Raw genomic sequence first — 15,604 nt, 5'->3', positions numbered from 1 at the left:
ATATCCATAATGTTACCCTAACCTTGTTTCAAGAATCTCAAGCTAACATCATCAAGAGATACTTAATCCGAAAAATGCATTATTCAATTGCATTATTCGGGTTAATAGTTTATGTTACTTCATCAATCAACCCATTCAGAACCTCAACCAACCTTATGTATCCATCTTTACCTGCTTATAACATGCCCGCAGATTTAAGTCTCTTAGATACATTATCGCCTTCTTGCCGAAGATATAAGAAAACTCAATGTTAATACCATTTTTGAAAGGATCGCATGCACTTTTCAAGCATTCCCCCCATCCTTGACCAGTTCAGATTAAGTGGATGATTATATGATTAGTTGAAACGATTAGAAAAACCATGTAAACTGTTTAAATTATAAGAAATAATAAGGTTGAATAAATTATGCATGGAGGAAATTAATGGTTGAAAAATTAAAATTCGATCAGCTTTATAAATTCTGTGATCCTGAAATCTTTAAATTTAAAACAACAGATGAACTTCCTGACATGAAATATACAATAGGGCAGGAAAGGGCGCTTCATGCTATTGATTTTGGGCTTAGTCTGGATAGTAGTGGATTTAATATTTTCATTCTGGGTGAACATGGCACAGGCAAAATGACTACTGTAAAGTCATTTCTTGCACAAAAAGCCCTGAGTGAGCCTGTGCCTCATGACTGGTGTTATTTATACAATTTTAAAGACCCTGATTCACCTGTAGCTATCTCTATGAAGCCAGGTGATGCCATTATATTTCAAAAAAGTATGGATGAAATGATAAAGATTTTAAGAACAGAAATACCAAAGGTTTTTGAATCAACAGAATATGAGAAACAGAAAAATAAGATTATAGAGGCATCGCAACAAAAACAACGTGAGGTATTCAGCAGCCTTGAGCAGGAAGCTCAAGAAAAGGGATTTTCCCTCAGAAAGACAGTAAGTGGATTGATAATTGTTCCTGTCAGGAAGACAGGAGAACCTCTTACTGAAGAGGAATATGAATTACTTGATGAAAAAACAAGAAAAAGGTTGGACGAAACAGGAAAGACATTGCAGGAAAAGCTCAATGATGTTGTGCGTGTCATAAGAGAAACCGAAAAGTTGGTGAAAGAAGCTGTTGCAAAACTTGAAAAAGAGGCAGCTCTTTCTGCTGTTGGGCATCTGATAGATGAAATCAAAAATGAGTTTAAAGAATATGAAAGGATTACTTCATATCTTGAGGATGTTAAAGAAGATATTCTGGAACACCTTGATGACTTTAAATTTCAAGAAGAACAGACTCCGCAGTTACCATTCATGAAACTACCTAAGGCAGAGCCAACTTTTACACGATATACCGTAAATGTTCTTGTAAACAATAAGGATTGCAAAGGGGCACCTTGCATATTTGAGAGCAATCCAACATATTACAATCTTTTTGGAAGAATAGAACATAAGATACAGTACGGTATTGCGTTAACAGATTTTTCAATGATCAAAGCAGGTTCACTCCATAAAGCAAACGGTGGCTACATCGTTATAGATGCTCTTGACCTTTTAAGGAATATATTTGCATATGATGCATTAAAACGTGCTATCAGAAACAAAGAACTGAAAATAGAAGATGTGTGGGAACAATATAGGTTAATATCTACAACAACACTAAAGCCTGAATCTATTCCACTTGATATAAAGGTTATACTTGTCGGAAATCCTTATCTATATTATCTCCTTTACAACCTTGATGAAGAATACAGGGAACTTTTCAAAGTAAAGGCAGATTTTGATAGCAGAATGAACAGGACTGATGAGAATATTCAGAAATATGCTTCTTTTATTGCTACGATCTGTAGAGAAGAAAAGCTTCTTCCATTTGATTCAACAGGGGTTGCAAAAATAGTTGAAACAGGCTCCAGGCTTGCCGAGAATCAGAACAAATTATCTACCCGTTTTAGTGATATAACTGATATCCTGCGAGAGGCAAGTTATTGGGCATCGAAATCGGGTAGCACAGTTGTGACCGAAAAACATGTTCAGCAGGCGATTAATGAAAGGATATTCAGGAATAGTAAGATTGAGGATCGTTTGAGGGAAATGATTCTGGACGGGACCATTATTGTTGAAACAGAGGGAGAAAAGATAGGGCAGATTAATGGGCTTGCAGTGCTTGATTTTGGTGATTACAGTTTTGGTAAACCATCCCGGATAACAGCGAGGTGCTATGCAGGAAAGGCAGGTGTAGTGAACATTGAGAGGGAGACTAAGATGAGTGGCAAGATCCATGAAAAAGCAATCCTTATCATCTCAAACTATCTCGGTAGTAGATATGCAATAAAAAAACCAATCAGTCTCTCAGCATCAATTACCTTTGAACAATTATATGAGATGGTTGAGGGTGATAGCGCATCCTGTGCTGAACTTTATGCTCTGTTGAGCAGTATAGCTGGAGTCCCGCTGAAGCAGAATATTGCTGTTACCGGTTCTATGGATCAAAACGGAGAGGTTCAACCTGTTGGTGGCATAAATGAAAAGATAGAGGGGTTTTTTGCTCTCTGCAGATTAAAAGGACTTGACGACAGTCACGGTGTGATTATACCGAAAAGAAATGTAAAAAATCTGATGCTGAAAAACGATGTGGTTGAAGCAGTCAGAAGTGGTAAATTTTCCATTTATCCCATAGAGAAAGTTGATGAAGGACTTGAGATAATGACTGGCTTGAAGTGCGGAGAACTTAGAGAAGACGGCACATATCCGGAAGGAACGGTTAACTATCTTATTGTAAAACGTCTTACAGAAATATCAGAGTCGATGGAAAAGAAAAAGGAAAAAGAAGATGAATCAACAAAGGAGAATAGGGATAAAATTTAACTGATCCCGGGGGTTTTAATATGTGATATATTGAAAGACATTTATAATGAGAAAATTACTTCAGTTAATTGAGGCTTTTTTTATAATAGGTTTTTCTTCCCCACTTGCAATCCTACCACATGGATTATCTCTAAAAATTGGAGAAATACTTGGCCTCTTACTTTATTATCTTTGGGGTAGTAGAAGAAAGATTGCTATAAACAACTTGAAAACCACATTATCATTGAATGCAATAGCAATTTCAAAACCGGCAGAAAAAATTATTCAGGAGCATTTTAGAAATCTCGGTAGATCATTTTCAGAAGTAATAAAAATTTATTATGGTCTTGGTAAAAAAATTGTAAATTCTGTTGAGATTGAAGGCATCGAAAATTTTTTATCAGCACAATCAAAAGGCAGAGGTGTATTATTTGTCACAGGGCACTGCGGTAACTGGGAGCTTATGGCAATTGTTATGTCTGCAAAGTTTCAGGGAATTGCTGTTGTTGCACGGTCATTAAATAACATTTATCTAAATAAGTTTGTGGAAAAGATTAGGGAGTATTACGGAAATACTGTAATTTATAAAAAGGGTGCCCTCAAAAAGATTTTAAAGATTTTAAATAATAATGATTGCGTGGGAATATTAATGGATCAGGCTGTGCTATCAGATGAAGGCTATGTTATAGATTTTCTCGGAAGGGGTGCCTGGACTACAAAAATGCCAGCTCTTATTGCAAGGAAAACGGGATCTGCTGTTTTGCCTGCATTTATACATAGAACAGATAAAAATCATAAGATAGTAATTCATAAGGAAGTAGTTTTATCCACTAACAATGACCGCGAGCAAGCTTTAAAAGAAGATACAAAAAGATTTTCTGAATATATTGAAGAATATATAAAAAAGCATCCATCTGAATGGCTATGGATCCACCGCAGATGGAAAAGGGTTAAACAGGTTTAAATCTTCACAAGCTCCTTTCCTGCCTCATATGCTTCTTTTAAAGCAGAGGGATGTTTTAAAATTGCACCTTTTGCATCGACTTCTATATAACCTAATGTCTTGTGTTCAGGGACACTGATGGTTCTGAAAAAGGCTCTTACGGTCTTTTCTGCACATTCCAGCCCGGATGTGCCTATTTTGCCTTTCATGCCACCGACAAGCAGAAGGAGTCCCCTTCTCCCGTTCACACCCTCTGGAATATGTCTCTTAAGGAGATATTTTTCGCACCAGAAGGCCTGACATCTATCTATCATAATTTTTGTCTGTGCACTGACATTTATAAAAAAAATTGGTGAAGCGAGTATTATACGGTCAGCCTCTCTGATTGCTTTATATATTTGAGTCATATCATCATCATAAACACATATTCCTGTCTCTTCACATCCCCCACAGTTTTGACATGGCATTATATTCATGCTATTAAGTCGAAAGGTGTGTGCATGGAATCCCGATTCCTCGATTCCTTTAATTGTTTCTCGTAACAGCAGCTCTGTATTTCCTTCTTCCCTTGGGCTACCGAGAAATGCGATGATCTTCATCTCAATCGTGGTCCTCACTATTTTCTTTGAATTTTATCCAATCCCTCATTCTCTGTATGTTTTCATCAAAATACCACCAGCCATTTTTGAAACTTGTATAATCAGGAGCACCAGTCATAGCGGAAGCATAGCGTATGGAATTTGCATAAAATAGCCACTGTCTCATCCACATCTTTTCTATGGTTTCATCAAAGGGATTTTTGTTGTCCTCGATTTTCTTTCCCCATACGGTTATTATTAAATTTGTAGCAGTTTTTATCATATCATCTGTTTCTTTAATAGTTTTGTCAAGTTTTGCAAAATGGCCGTTAATCCAATCAGAACTGTGACAGCTATTGCAGATATTACTCATAATCTTAAATCTTTTTTTCTGCTCATTTTTATCAATCAGAAAGTCTGAGGATTGTTCGCCACCAAAGGTTACTGGTAGAGGAAGACCATCTTTATTTTTAATTATAGTGGTATCGCCTGATTTGGGTTGTGCATGTGTATAAATGAGCCCAAATATTCTGACCCATAGACGTGATCCGAAGTCATGTGTTCTTTCAGCAATTACATTTCCTGAAGGAGAAATAATAAGACCATTGTGACATGTTGCACACGTTGGAGCTTTGAAGTCTTCTCCGATAACCCAAGGCACTGAATCGAAATTCCATTCACTAAATTTCGAGGAATAGATATTTCCGTGCTTACTTTCACGATATACATTCCATGCAGGCACATCAGGATCGAGATGACACTGACCACAGGTATAAGGCTTTCTTGCAATTTCGATCAAATAGCTATGTCTGGGATGACATGCGGTACAGGAACCAAGGCTTCCGTCAGGATTTATCCTTCCAACCCCCTGATTTGGCCAGTTGGTTAAATCTGGGAATGATATATCTCCGAGCTTAGTCGAGATATTCTTTAAGCCTTTTACTTCTACTTTTGTTCCATGACAACCAAGACATGTCTCGTGAAGTGTGGATTCCGAAGGTTTTGCTGAAACAAATGAATTGTTTTCTAAACTTTTGAATCCTGTTATTGTATCGACCATAGTTGCATAGACTGGATTATTCATCAAGATGCCATATGCATGAGCTTTTTTACTTCCTGAATATTGGCTGACTTCAACAGGATGGCATGTGCTACAATCAGATGGAGACACTATAACATTGACCTTATATCCAAAATGGTCAAAATTGTCTTTGTGGCTTTTTACGTTCAAGCTGTGGCATTCATAGCATCCTACGGCATAGCTGTAAAGGTTTTCTGTTAATTTTTCAGCAGATATCCTTTTTTCAAATTTAGATTTCTTAAAGGCTTCTTCTGGGGTTGTTTTCGAATGTCTGCTCGTTTCCCAGTCTTTTACAATACCGGGTGTATATAAAGTATGACAACCAATGCATGCCTTTGTTTTAGGACTTATTTTAGGGTTATCAGGAAGTTCGATGCTTTCAGCATAAATATTATTTAAACTCAAGTATAAAAGAAGAAAAGTTGTGAAAAATAAGAGATACAATTTTTTTGTGTCCATACTTATTCCCCTTCAAAAATAGCCAAATTCCTACTCAATTTTTTTAAACATTTTTTTCGGTGCTCCACAGATAGGGCACTTATCAGGTGGTTCTCCTTCTACTGTATTTCCACAGACCTGACAGACAAAATAATCAACTTCAGGATTCTTACCGATATTCTCAAGTGCTTTTTTGTAAAGCTCTGCATGAATCTTTTCGACCTCATTGGCAAATTTAAAAGACCTTTCGGCACCTTTGTCTTCGTCAGCCTTTGCATCTTCTATCATAGCAGGATACATATTCTCAAATTCAAAGATTTCACCATTCATTGCAGACTCAAGATTTTCTTTAGTGCTCCTTATCTCGCCAAGTTCCCTTAAGTGATTGAAGGCATGGACTGTTTCTGCTTCGGCTGCTGCCCTGAAGAGTTTTGCAATCTGTTTATAGCCATCTTCTTCAGCCTTTTTTGCAAAGGCAAGATATTTTCTATTTGCCTGTGATTCACCGGCAAATGCATATTGAAGATTTTTTTCTGTCTTTGACATTTAATACCTCCTTTAATTATTTTTTAATAAATTCTCAAGCTCATCTATTTTGAGCTCTTTTCCGATAAGCTTCGGAGTAAGACCAGTCTGGTGAATTATTTCTTTTAAAAATGTCTCATATGGCATGCTTGCCTCCCAGCATCTGTAAAAATGATCTTTAAGTATGCCAGCGAGTCCTTCTGAAGGTATTCTGAATCCTTTTCTGGTAGCTTCTTTTTCACCTGTACTTTCCGGTATACCAATGACTACTATTTTATCATCAACAATAATGAAACGTATATTATTTGCTATAGCACAGATACTATATCGTACTTCTGCGCCTGCCTTTGAGTATAAATATCCTATGTGTAATCGGTCATAAAACTTTGGCATAAGATATTTTATTTTTACACCTTTTGTAGACAGGCTTTCTATATTATGCAAAATATCTTTTACTCTTTTTTTATCCTCATCTGCTGGTGACCTTCCTGTGATAATACCAATTAATTCTTCTTTTGCATCTGTCATTGAATCGACAACAGAAAGAAAATATTCCTGCCTTGTAAGGATTTTCGTTACCTTTCCTACCTCCAATAAAAGTTTTTTCCTGCCTCTTCCTTCTTTAAGGCTATAAAGGAGTAATATTATGGTAGCTATAAGTAGAACGGATTCAAGGATAAGGAGAATAATTTCAATATTCATAATTTAAAACTTTGTGTGATAAGCCTTTACTTTTTTTGCAAAATCCTTCCCGAATTCATAACAACGATCGTTATCATCAGGTGATGGTTTATAAATAACTTGAATGCCAGGCTCAACAACCTCAAGCCCCATTTTTTTCAAGTCTTCATAAATATCTCTTACAGCTCCACCTGCCCAACCATAACTTCCAAAGGCTCCAGCGATACGATTTTTTGGCCTGAGTCCTTTGAGATAAGTCAAAAACTCTCCGATTGTTGGGAAAAAGGTGTTGTTTAAAGTTGGAGAACCAATAAGACATCCTCTTGCCTTCCAAAATTCCTTAATAGCAATGCTTAAGGGGGTTGCTCTTAGTTTTATTACCTTTACATCGACGCCCTCATCTTTTATGCCTTGAGTGATGGGGAGGGTCATATACTCGGTACTCTGCCACATTGTATCGTATACTATCAAAACTCTGAGGTCTGATTTTCCATCTGCCATATCGAGATACATATTTACAATCTTCAATGGATCCTTTCTCCATATAATCCCGTGATCCGGAGCAATAATATCGATCTGAAGTCCGAGTTTCTGAATCTCTTCAATTTTATTTTTAATAAGCATGCCAAAAGGCATCAATATATTTGCATAATAGTCTTTTACAGCATCCTCAAGTTCAGATACTGAAAAACAATCAATAAACTCATCATCAAATCTTGCTGAAGAAGCCAGATGCTGTCCGAATGCATCCTGACTGATTAGAATCTTATCTTCCTTAATATAAGTCATCATTGAATCAGGCCAATGAAGCATGGGCGTCTCAATAAAAAGCAGATTTCTTTTACCGATGTTAAGTGTATCCCCTGTTTTTACAATCCTGACATCCCATTTTGATGTATCGAAAAATCTGATTAACCCTTTTTTGCCTCTCTCTGTTATATAAATTGAAGCCTCTGGTGCCAAAGACATTATTTTATCAAGACTTGTAATATGGTCATTTTCGATATGATTTATTATGATGTTTTTTATCTTTGACGGTTCTACGAGGCTTGTAATATTGTCTATTGTAACATCTGCAAAAGGATACTTTACAGTGTCAAGCAGTGTAATTTGTTCATCGAGTATAAGATAATTGTTGTAAGTTGATCCATTCGGTGTAAGATATCCGTGAAAGTCTCGAATTGCCCAATCAATGGCTCCAACCCAATAAATATCTGATTTGATCTCTATTGCTTTCATTCCAAACACCCCTTTTTTTTATTAATTTTACCTAATTATTACTTCTTTTTACAGCGAATGTCCCCTCCTTCAAAAGAACGAGAATAATAATAAATATGAGCAGGACAACCACCTCTGCATGAAATGAAGTATTTACAATTTGTATTTATGCAACCGTTTTTTTCATGATTTCTGAAATAGTTAATGATAGGGTTTTCTAAAATTTTATCGTATTTATCAATAAATATATTGCCGAGACAGAATTCCTGAAATCCAGCAAAGAGATTACAGGGAAAAACTGAACCATCCGGAAGTATTGCAAGCTTGTCATTTCCTGCTTTGCATCTCATATTAGAATTGCTTAATTCTGATAAAAAGCCTGATGCAACAACAGCCCCTATCTCTAAACGCCCTCTTGTGAATTTTTTAAGATTATGATAAAAATCCCAGAAATGAGGGAAAGGAATGCAGTGTGAATTATTATCCATCCCAATAGTATCTTCAAACATAATGTAATATCTCCGAACGCCGATTTCTATAAGATAATCAACAAGAGAAAAAATTTCATTTATATTTTCAGGTGTCAGTATGCTTTTTACATGAGGAATTTTCCCTGCTTCTATCAAGAGTTTGATCCCGTATATAGTTCTTGTAAAATTGTCTGAACCTGTTAATGCATTGTGAGTTTTTGAAAGACCGTGAACAGAAAAGCCTATATTCAATAAATCCGTCTCAAAATTTCTAAATTGTTCTATAAACTCGGTAGAGCTTCCATTTGTGCTGATGTTAACCCTGATGCCATTTCCTATTATAGGCTCAATAAACCTTATCAGCCATGGAATAAGTAAAGGCTCTCCACCTAATAAATCAATTTCTGAGATACCGTTTGCTGAGAATAATCCACTGAGATAAAATGCTTTTTGAATATCCATATCTTTAAAATCTTTTCTGTTAGGAATTATCTGATTGAAGCAAAAGCTGCAATTCTGATTGCATCTTAAAGTCAGATAAAGCTGAATGTATGATGGTTTTCGCATGTTTTATTTATTATAACGGATTTAATAGATATGAATTTGGTATTAAAGTTGACATTATTGCATACCATGTTAATATTAAAAAAGGATATTATTAAATATTAGACAATGAAGGAGAAACATATGGATATTATTCAAGCAATAAAAGAAAGGCGTTCAATAAATTTTTTTAATGATAAAGAGGTATTATCCGATGATGTTATAAGAGAACTCTTAGAAATCGCAAATTTCTCGCCATCTTCTTTCAACCTTCAACCATGGAAGGTGATTATTGTGAAAAATCCAGAAAGAAAAAAAGTGTTGAGAAAATGTGCGTTTAATCAGCCGAAGGTTGAAGAGGCCTCAGTGGTTTTGATACTGATTGCAGACCCTCAGGGGGTAGAGGAAAATTTAGGTCGGGTGCTTGATAGCTGGCAGGAACTTGGATATATGAAAGCCGAGATGCGTGAGACATACGAAAATATGACAAAGACGCTATATGGTGATCCGGACAGTTTGAAGAGAAAGATTTTTGCTGTGAAAAATACTGCACTATTTGCTATGAATCTCATGCTTGCAGCAAAAGGTCTTAAACTCGAAACACATCCAATGGATGGTTTTGATGAAGAGTGTATTAAAAAGGAGTTTAATATTCCAGAAGATAAGATTATACCTATGATTATAGCTGTTGGAATTTTAAACAAAGGAGTCAGTCTTCTACCGAGGTCTTTCAGGAGAAAGTTTGAAGAATTTGCTAAATTCGAATAAAGCTTCCACAAAGGTGAATAATAAGTTGATTACAACTGATAAAAAAGATTAAACTTTAGATGAATATCTCCGCTATGAGGTAAGATTATGCATATAGATAGGCGGGACGCCTGTCCTAATACAGGAAGGGGTAGTGGGTAATATATTAAATTCTCCCATAAGGTGGGGGTATAAGCTTTTTACTTATATATTATTTTATGACAATTTGAATCTGAAGTAGAGGAGGAGAAGATGAATGCGATCGAGATATCCATTAAGATGGAAAAGGATGCTATAGATTTTTATACTCAGGCAGCTGAGAAAACAAGTCATCCTGTTGGGAAAAAGATGTTGTTGAGCATAATTGAAGATGAGAAAAGACACTTGCAGATGCTTTCACAGATTTTTAGAGAAATAGATATCACTATCCAGGATGTGAATCCTATGAGGAATATCAAAACAATTTTTGAGACTATGAAAGATTCGATGATTAAAAGGATCGAGGCAACTTCAGATGAGCTTGAGGCATTTAAGATCGCTATGCAGATGGAAAAGGAAGGAGTCGAATTCTACAAGAATGCAGGTGCTGAGGTAACTACAGAGAAAGAAAGAGCGCTTTTTGAAAGGCTTGTAAAGGAAGAACAGCAACATTATGAAATTTTTGCAAATACATATTTTTTTCTCTCGGATACTGGAAGCTGGTTTATGTGGGAAGAGCATAGTATTGTTGATGGTGGCACTCCTTGGGCGTAAAAAATACATTTATTTTGGAGCATAACATATAGAAAATTTTTGAGATTTTATACTATAATGTTTTGATTTTTTCCTTCTTAAATTTTAAAATAAGAGGGTTTTTTAGTTTAAATTTTATAAGTAAGGAGGTATGTTTATATGCCAAAGCCTGTAATCAATGAAGACCTATGCGAGGGATGTGCAACTTGTGAGGAAATTTGCCCCCAAGTTTTCAAAGTAGGAGATGATGGAAAGGCTCATGTAATCGGTCCTGATAAATGTGATACTTGCAATTGTCAGGAAGCTGCTGATACATGTCCTGTTCAGGCAATAACCTTAGAGTAATTAAGGATACTAATAGAGGCTGACTTTCAAGTCCAGCCTCTATTAATTTTACCACTTAGCAGGAACTTTTACATTTACAATTGGTACAAACACCTTTTTGTACTTTTTTTATTGTCATAAAGTACACCTCCTTTCAAAGAGGAAACAGGACTTCATGTCCTGTATTTATTAATTTTACCATAATAAAAACATTTGTAAAGGTCTTTCCCATATAGGTCTCCAAGAAGGAGTGCTCTATATCTGCATCCTCCTCTACATAATTCAATATGTTCACAATCACATTTAAGTTCATTAAGTCTGATAGGTTTTATTTTCTGCCAGCATTGTCTTAATCCTTCTTCAATAGTTCCAACAGAATATTCAGAAAAAAATGTGCATTTTGAAACTCTACCATCAGATGTTATACCCATCAAATGTAAGCCACAGGCAAATCCTGTTGACCCTTTATGGAGTCCTTCTCCATAACCATATCTGAAATATTTTCCAGCTATTTCAGGAGGGACTAATAAATCAGGATTTTCTTTAAGTCTACCGGTAACACAGGGGATGTCAACAGTCCAGTCCTTTATCCCCATGCTTTTAAAGAGTTTCTCCATTTTCTGAAAATCTTTGAGATTTCCGGAATGAACCATAGTTGATACAGAGACTTCAAATCCGCAATCAATTGCATTTTTCAAAGCCTTAAGGGTATTTTTGTAAGTGCCTTTTCCTCTCAATAAATCATGGGATGTTTCAAGGCCATCTATACTAATCTGGATTTCGTCCACATGAAGTTTTTTTAAAATCTGTTTATTAAATAATAAACCATTTGTGAATAATACTTTTCGCATGAAAAAATCAGGAAGCATCTCATTTATTTCTTCGAATGAACTGTGAATTAGGGGTTCACCTCCGGATATCATTACCCTCAAACCTTGCATTTCCTCGAATTCTTTAAGGATGGTTCTTATCTGTGTGATGGAAAGTTCTGAATATTTTCCTTCTGTAATAAAACAATGCCTACACCTAAGGTTGCATCTGTTGGTTATCTGCAATTCAAGATACCGAAGTGAAGGAATTAGAGATTTTATCACAGGTGGATAATTCATTTTTATTTTGTCTCTTGTTAAAATTCCCTCATTAAGACAATACATTACAAAATCAGTATATTCTGAGTCGCAGCCAGTTTCAGAGGCACATTGTATTAAAAAAGTGAAGGAATCATCATCAAGCTCATAGAGGTCATCTTTTTTTATGTTATACACAGAAGGTATTTCAAGCCATTTAAGAGGAGCCTCTTTAGCGAGAAAAAATTTCATAAGTTATATATATTTTATATCATAATGAATATTGTTTCTCATATACTCCATACCTTTTTATGATATACTTAACTGAATATTTTAGTATCTAATGAAAGAAACTACTGGAGCAAAGGATAGTGATTAACACTAAGGGGAAGATTCTCTGTGTAGATGATGACCCAGACCTGTTAAATATTAATTCAAGTATTTTACAATTAGCGGGTTATAAAGTGGTTTCAGCTATTACAGGTGCTGAATGCCTTGCCAGGCTGAAAGAAGAAAGGCCTGATTTAGTATTACTCGATGTAAACCTTCCAGATATTAGCGGAATCACCATATGCAGAGAGATTAAGAGCAATCCAGAATTTTTTGGAACATATGTAATACTTATTTCAGGAGTGAGAACTTCTTCTGAAAATCAGATAGAAGGGTTTGAGACAGGAGCTGACGGATATATTGTTCGCCCAATTTCTGGTCAGGAGCTTATTGCACGTGTTCATTCGATGATGAGGATTAAAGAAGCAGAAATAGCACTCAGGAAGAGCAAAGAGCGTTACCAAATGCTAATTGAGATGATGAATGAAGGATTAATAGTAGTGGATGAAAACAGATTTATTACTTATGCGAATAATAAACTATGTGAAATGATCGGCTTATCTCGGTCTGAAGTAGAAGGGAGGCTTGTAAGTGATTTTCTCGATGATTTTAACAAAAAGATATTCAATGAGCAGTTTGTGAAACAAGAAGAAAATATAAATAGCCCTTATGAACTTACATGGCAACATAAAGATGGAAATACCATATGCGCTATTGTCTCCCCACGGGCTATTTTTGATAAAAGTGATAATTTTAAAGGTAGTTTTGCAATCGTAACAGATATTACTGAAAGAAAACAGATGGAACATATCTTAAAGGAGAAAATTGAGAGGCTTGATCTTGCACAGAAGGCTGCGAAAGTCGGGATTTTCGAATGGCACATTCCTACTGGTCGTATATCATTTTCAAAAGAACTTGAACATCTTTATTCCATGAGATCACGTGGTTTTCAAGGAGACTATAAAAGCCTGCTTGAGACAATTCATCCTGATGACCGACCTTCTGTTGAAAATACATGGAGAACTATGAGAGAAAAAAGAGAAGATTGTGACATTGAATTCAGAATAATAACGTCAGATCGAACAATACGTTGGGTCAGTTCAAGATGTAATATTTTCTGTAATCAAAACGGAGAGCCTGATCGCATACTCGGTATAAATATTGACATTACTGAACTGAAGAAAGCCTCAGAAGAGATAGAAAAATTAAATAAGGAACTTGAACAGAGGGTTATCGATAGAACATCACAACTCAGAACGTTGATTGAAGAACTCGAAGTTGAAATACTTGAACATAAACAAACAGAAAAAGCCCTAAAAGAGAGTGAAGAAAAGTTACATATGATCACATTTGCTTCAAAGGATGCGATTATTCTAATAGATGATGAACAGAAAATATTATTCTGGAATCCCGCAGCAGAAAATATGTTTGGCTACTCTACGCATGAGGCTGTTGGTAAAGATTTTCAGCAGTTGCTCTCATTACAGGAATATCCTGAAGTTACAAAGAGCCGACTTGAACCATTCAGGAAATATTGGGAATGGGCATCTATTGAAGAGGCTGTGGAGTTTCTTGCTGTAAAAAAAGATGGTACAAAATTTCCTGTAGAAGTTTCACAATCTCTTGCCAGAGTGAGAGGAAAGGATGTTACTCTAAAAATCATACGTGACATAACATATCATAAACTTGATGAGGCAACAATCCAGCAATATGCCAGGCGATTGCAAGCGCTGACAGAACATTGGTTAGAAATGCAAAAAGAGAGGGAATCCCTATCTGCTGAAATCGATGAAAAAATTGGTAGTTATCTGAATGTTCTTAAGGTATCTTTAGAAGAAATGAAATCGCAGGCTCACATAAATATTACTGAAAATCTGAACAAAGCTTTATCAATTATTGAAAATCTCCTTGGTAATATTAAGGATATATCACTAAAGCTATACCAGCCAATGCTTGATAAAATTGGTTTGATTTCTGCTTTTAAATGGTATCTAAACCAGTATTCAAGAATGACAAATGTGAATGTTAATTTTAAACATGAGGGATTAGATATTCCTTTTCCTGCAGAGGCAGAAAATATTGCATATCATTTTATACAGGATGCGCTGCTAAATCTTGCTAAATATACTACTGTAAATGAGGTAAAAATATCAGTATCTGCTGAGCGGAACAGCCTTGTTTTAAAAATTGAAGATAATGGAAAAATTAACGAGCAGTTTAAACAGGTTTGAAGAAACATGAAAGCAATTGATTTAGACAAGACAATATGTCTTCGTTACTGTCATTATTATAAACCTAACAAGAATGAAGAACTTGAATGTTTTGGCTTTACAATTATAGAGAGATTAATAAATAAAGGAATAGAGATTTATTTTAAAGATTTCCAGCACAAGGCAGACAGTATAATAGATGAAGAATTAATTCAGACTATCTGTGCAATTTGTCCCTTCTCTCAAGAAGACTGTGACTTTTTTGTGAAAAAGACAGATGCAAAACCTTGCGGAGGTCTTAGTCTTCTGGGTTACCTTATTGATAGTCATAGTATTTCTATTAAAGATATTAAAGATGTAATTTAGAAATATATATAGTTTTAACGAATAAATTGAATGGAGGATATACGATGGTGAAATTTTCAATAAGAGAGGTTGTTGAACAGGCTATTCAGACAGAAAAGTTAGGTTATGAGTTTTATACACTCATGGCAGAAAAATTCAAGGATAATAGCGAATTGAAAAAACTCTTCGAGTTACTTGCAGCACATGAGACAAAACATGGTAGGAGTTTTTCCGATTTGCTAAATAAGATAAACGACGAAGAGCCTGAAGGATGGGATGAGATCAAACTTTATCTAAGAGCTATCATTGATTCTGAATTCTTTCTTGGAAAAGATAAATGTCTGCCTTCACTTGAACATGTAAAATCTGCACGAGAGGCTATTGATTTTGCTCTCTGTTTTGAACGCGAGACGTTACTTTATTATTATGCGTTGAAAGAAACAACTGGGGAAAAAGAGATTCTGGATAAAATTATCAATGAAGAGAAAAGCCATATTGTTTGGTTGAATAATTTAAGAAAAAGCTTTGTTTAAGTCGAATACA

At 35.4% G+C, this 15,604-nt stretch carries 15 protein-coding genes; 8 read left to right on the top strand and 7 right to left on the bottom strand.

Going from position 1 to position 15,604, the window contains the following annotated elements:
- The first annotated feature begins 423 nt into the window (after positions 1-423).
- Together HXY53_05305 and HXY53_05300 are read left to right on the top strand one after the other, a co-directional pair.
- Positions 424-2,850, top strand: coding sequence for an AAA family ATPase (locus HXY53_05305; protein ID NWF75978.1), 2,427 nt, complete (start codon positions 424-426; stop codon positions 2,848-2,850).
- Positions 2,851-2,896: 46 nt separating this feature from the next.
- Positions 2,897-3,793 carry a lysophospholipid acyltransferase family protein gene (locus tag HXY53_05300; GenBank protein ID NWF75977.1) on the top strand — a complete coding sequence of 299 codons (897 nt, stop codon included), beginning with the start codon at positions 2,897-2,899 and terminating at the stop codon, positions 3,791-3,793.
- Here the strand turns inward: HXY53_05300 and HXY53_05295 are convergent.
- Genes HXY53_05295 through HXY53_05270 form a run of 6 tightly spaced genes read right to left on the bottom strand, consistent with a single transcriptional unit; the run spans position 3,790 to position 9,330 of the window.
- Positions 3,790-4,371, bottom strand: a complete 582-nt coding sequence (locus HXY53_05295) for a flavodoxin family protein (GenBank protein NWF75976.1) — start codon at positions 4,369-4,371, stop codon at positions 3,790-3,792. The two genes, HXY53_05300 and HXY53_05295, sit on opposite strands and share 4 nt — an antisense overlap.
- 1 nt (position 4,372) lies before the next feature.
- A complete protein-coding gene (locus HXY53_05290; protein NWF75975.1) occupies positions 4,373-5,890 on the bottom strand; it encodes a hydroxylamine oxidase in 1,518 nt (505 codons plus the stop codon).
- 30 nt (positions 5,891-5,920) lie between these two features.
- Positions 5,921-6,415 carry a rubrerythrin family protein gene (locus tag HXY53_05285; protein ID NWF75974.1) on the bottom strand — a complete coding sequence of 165 codons (495 nt, stop codon included), beginning with the start codon at positions 6,413-6,415 and terminating at the stop codon, positions 5,921-5,923.
- 12 nt (positions 6,416-6,427) lie between these two features.
- Positions 6,428-7,096 (bottom strand): hypothetical protein, encoded by a 669-nt coding sequence (locus HXY53_05280; protein NWF75973.1) that lies wholly within the window; start codon positions 7,094-7,096, stop codon positions 6,428-6,430.
- Positions 7,097-7,099: 3 nt separating this feature from the next.
- On the bottom strand, positions 7,100-8,314 hold the full coding sequence (locus HXY53_05275; GenBank protein NWF75972.1) for an FprA family A-type flavoprotein: 1,215 nt from the start codon (positions 8,312-8,314) through the stop codon (positions 7,100-7,102).
- 38 nt (positions 8,315-8,352) lie between these two features.
- On the bottom strand, positions 8,353-9,330 hold the full coding sequence (locus HXY53_05270; protein ID NWF75971.1) for a radical SAM protein: 978 nt from the start codon (positions 9,328-9,330) through the stop codon (positions 8,353-8,355).
- Positions 9,331-9,450: 120 nt separating this feature from the next.
- Between HXY53_05270 and HXY53_05265 the strand changes: the two genes are divergently transcribed.
- The 3 genes from HXY53_05265 (at position 9,451) to HXY53_05255 (ending at position 11,130) form a co-directional block, all read left to right on the top strand.
- Positions 9,451-10,074, top strand: a complete 624-nt coding sequence (locus HXY53_05265) for a nitroreductase family protein (GenBank protein NWF75970.1) — start codon at positions 9,451-9,453, stop codon at positions 10,072-10,074.
- Positions 10,075-10,305: 231 nt separating this feature from the next.
- The gene (locus HXY53_05260; GenBank protein NWF75969.1) at positions 10,306-10,806 is read left to right on the top strand and encodes a ferritin family protein; all 501 of its coding nucleotides are present in this window, start codon (positions 10,306-10,308) and stop codon (positions 10,804-10,806) included.
- Positions 10,807-10,944: 138 nt separating this feature from the next.
- On the top strand, positions 10,945-11,130 hold the full coding sequence (locus HXY53_05255) for a ferredoxin (protein NWF75968.1): 186 nt from the start codon (positions 10,945-10,947) through the stop codon (positions 11,128-11,130).
- Between the two features lie 152 nt (positions 11,131-11,282).
- Here HXY53_05255 and HXY53_05250 read toward each other — a convergent pair whose 3' ends face one another.
- A complete protein-coding gene (locus tag HXY53_05250) occupies positions 11,283-12,428 on the bottom strand; it encodes a radical SAM protein (GenBank protein ID NWF75967.1) in 1,146 nt (381 codons plus the stop codon).
- Between the two features lie 119 nt (positions 12,429-12,547).
- Here HXY53_05250 and HXY53_05245 point away from each other — a divergent pair, with 119 nt between their 5' ends.
- Genes HXY53_05245 through HXY53_05235 form a run of 3 tightly spaced genes read left to right on the top strand, consistent with a single transcriptional unit; the run spans position 12,548 to position 15,594 of the window.
- A complete protein-coding gene (locus HXY53_05245; GenBank protein NWF75966.1) occupies positions 12,548-14,737 on the top strand; it encodes a PAS domain S-box protein in 2,190 nt (729 codons plus the stop codon).
- A 6-nt stretch (positions 14,738-14,743) separates the two neighbouring features.
- Complete coding sequence (locus HXY53_05240; GenBank protein NWF75965.1) at positions 14,744-15,082, top strand: hypothetical protein; 339 nt, start codon at positions 14,744-14,746, stop codon at positions 15,080-15,082.
- A 44-nt stretch (positions 15,083-15,126) separates the two neighbouring features.
- Positions 15,127-15,594 (top strand): ferritin family protein, encoded by a 468-nt coding sequence (locus HXY53_05235; protein ID NWF75964.1) that lies wholly within the window; start codon positions 15,127-15,129, stop codon positions 15,592-15,594.
- The last annotated feature ends 10 nt before the right edge of the window (positions 15,595-15,604 follow it).

It is taken from the genome of Nitrospirota bacterium, from assembly GCA_013388455.1.
Taxonomy (GTDB): domain Bacteria; phylum Nitrospirota; class Thermodesulfovibrionia; order Thermodesulfovibrionales; family SM23-35; genus JACAFF01.
Note: the sequence above shows the minus strand (reverse complement) of the source record. Positions and strands in the feature narration are given on the sequence as shown.

Bases quoted from the DNA above. Each gene is read 5' to 3' on its own strand.
- HXY53_05305 (NWF75978.1), top strand. From the start codon at position 424: ATGGTTGAAAAATTAAAATTCGATCAGCTTTATAAATTCTGTGATCCT.
- HXY53_05300 (NWF75977.1), top strand. From the start codon at position 2,897: ATGAGAAAATTACTTCAGTTAATTGAGGCTTTTTTTATAATAGGTTTT.
- HXY53_05295 (NWF75976.1), bottom strand. From the start codon at position 4,371: ATGAAGATCATCGCATTTCTCGGTAGCCCAAGGGAAGAAGGAAATACA.
- HXY53_05290 (NWF75975.1), bottom strand. From the start codon at position 5,890: ATGGACACAAAAAAATTGTATCTCTTATTTTTCACAACTTTTCTTCTT.
- HXY53_05285 (NWF75974.1), bottom strand. From the start codon at position 6,415: ATGTCAAAGACAGAAAAAAATCTTCAATATGCATTTGCCGGTGAATCA.
- HXY53_05280 (NWF75973.1), bottom strand. From the start codon at position 7,096: ATGAATATTGAAATTATTCTCCTTATCCTTGAATCCGTTCTACTTATA.
- HXY53_05275 (NWF75972.1), bottom strand. From the start codon at position 8,314: ATGAAAGCAATAGAGATCAAATCAGATATTTATTGGGTTGGAGCCATT.
- HXY53_05270 (NWF75971.1), bottom strand. From the start codon at position 9,330: ATGCGAAAACCATCATACATTCAGCTTTATCTGACTTTAAGATGCAAT.
- HXY53_05265 (NWF75970.1), top strand. From the start codon at position 9,451: ATGGATATTATTCAAGCAATAAAAGAAAGGCGTTCAATAAATTTTTTT.
- HXY53_05260 (NWF75969.1), top strand. From the start codon at position 10,306: ATGAATGCGATCGAGATATCCATTAAGATGGAAAAGGATGCTATAGAT.
- HXY53_05255 (NWF75968.1), top strand. From the start codon at position 10,945: ATGCCAAAGCCTGTAATCAATGAAGACCTATGCGAGGGATGTGCAACT.
- HXY53_05250 (NWF75967.1), bottom strand. From the start codon at position 12,428: ATGAAATTTTTTCTCGCTAAAGAGGCTCCTCTTAAATGGCTTGAAATA.
- HXY53_05240 (NWF75965.1), top strand. From the start codon at position 14,744: ATGAAAGCAATTGATTTAGACAAGACAATATGTCTTCGTTACTGTCAT.
- HXY53_05235 (NWF75964.1), top strand. From the start codon at position 15,127: ATGGTGAAATTTTCAATAAGAGAGGTTGTTGAACAGGCTATTCAGACA.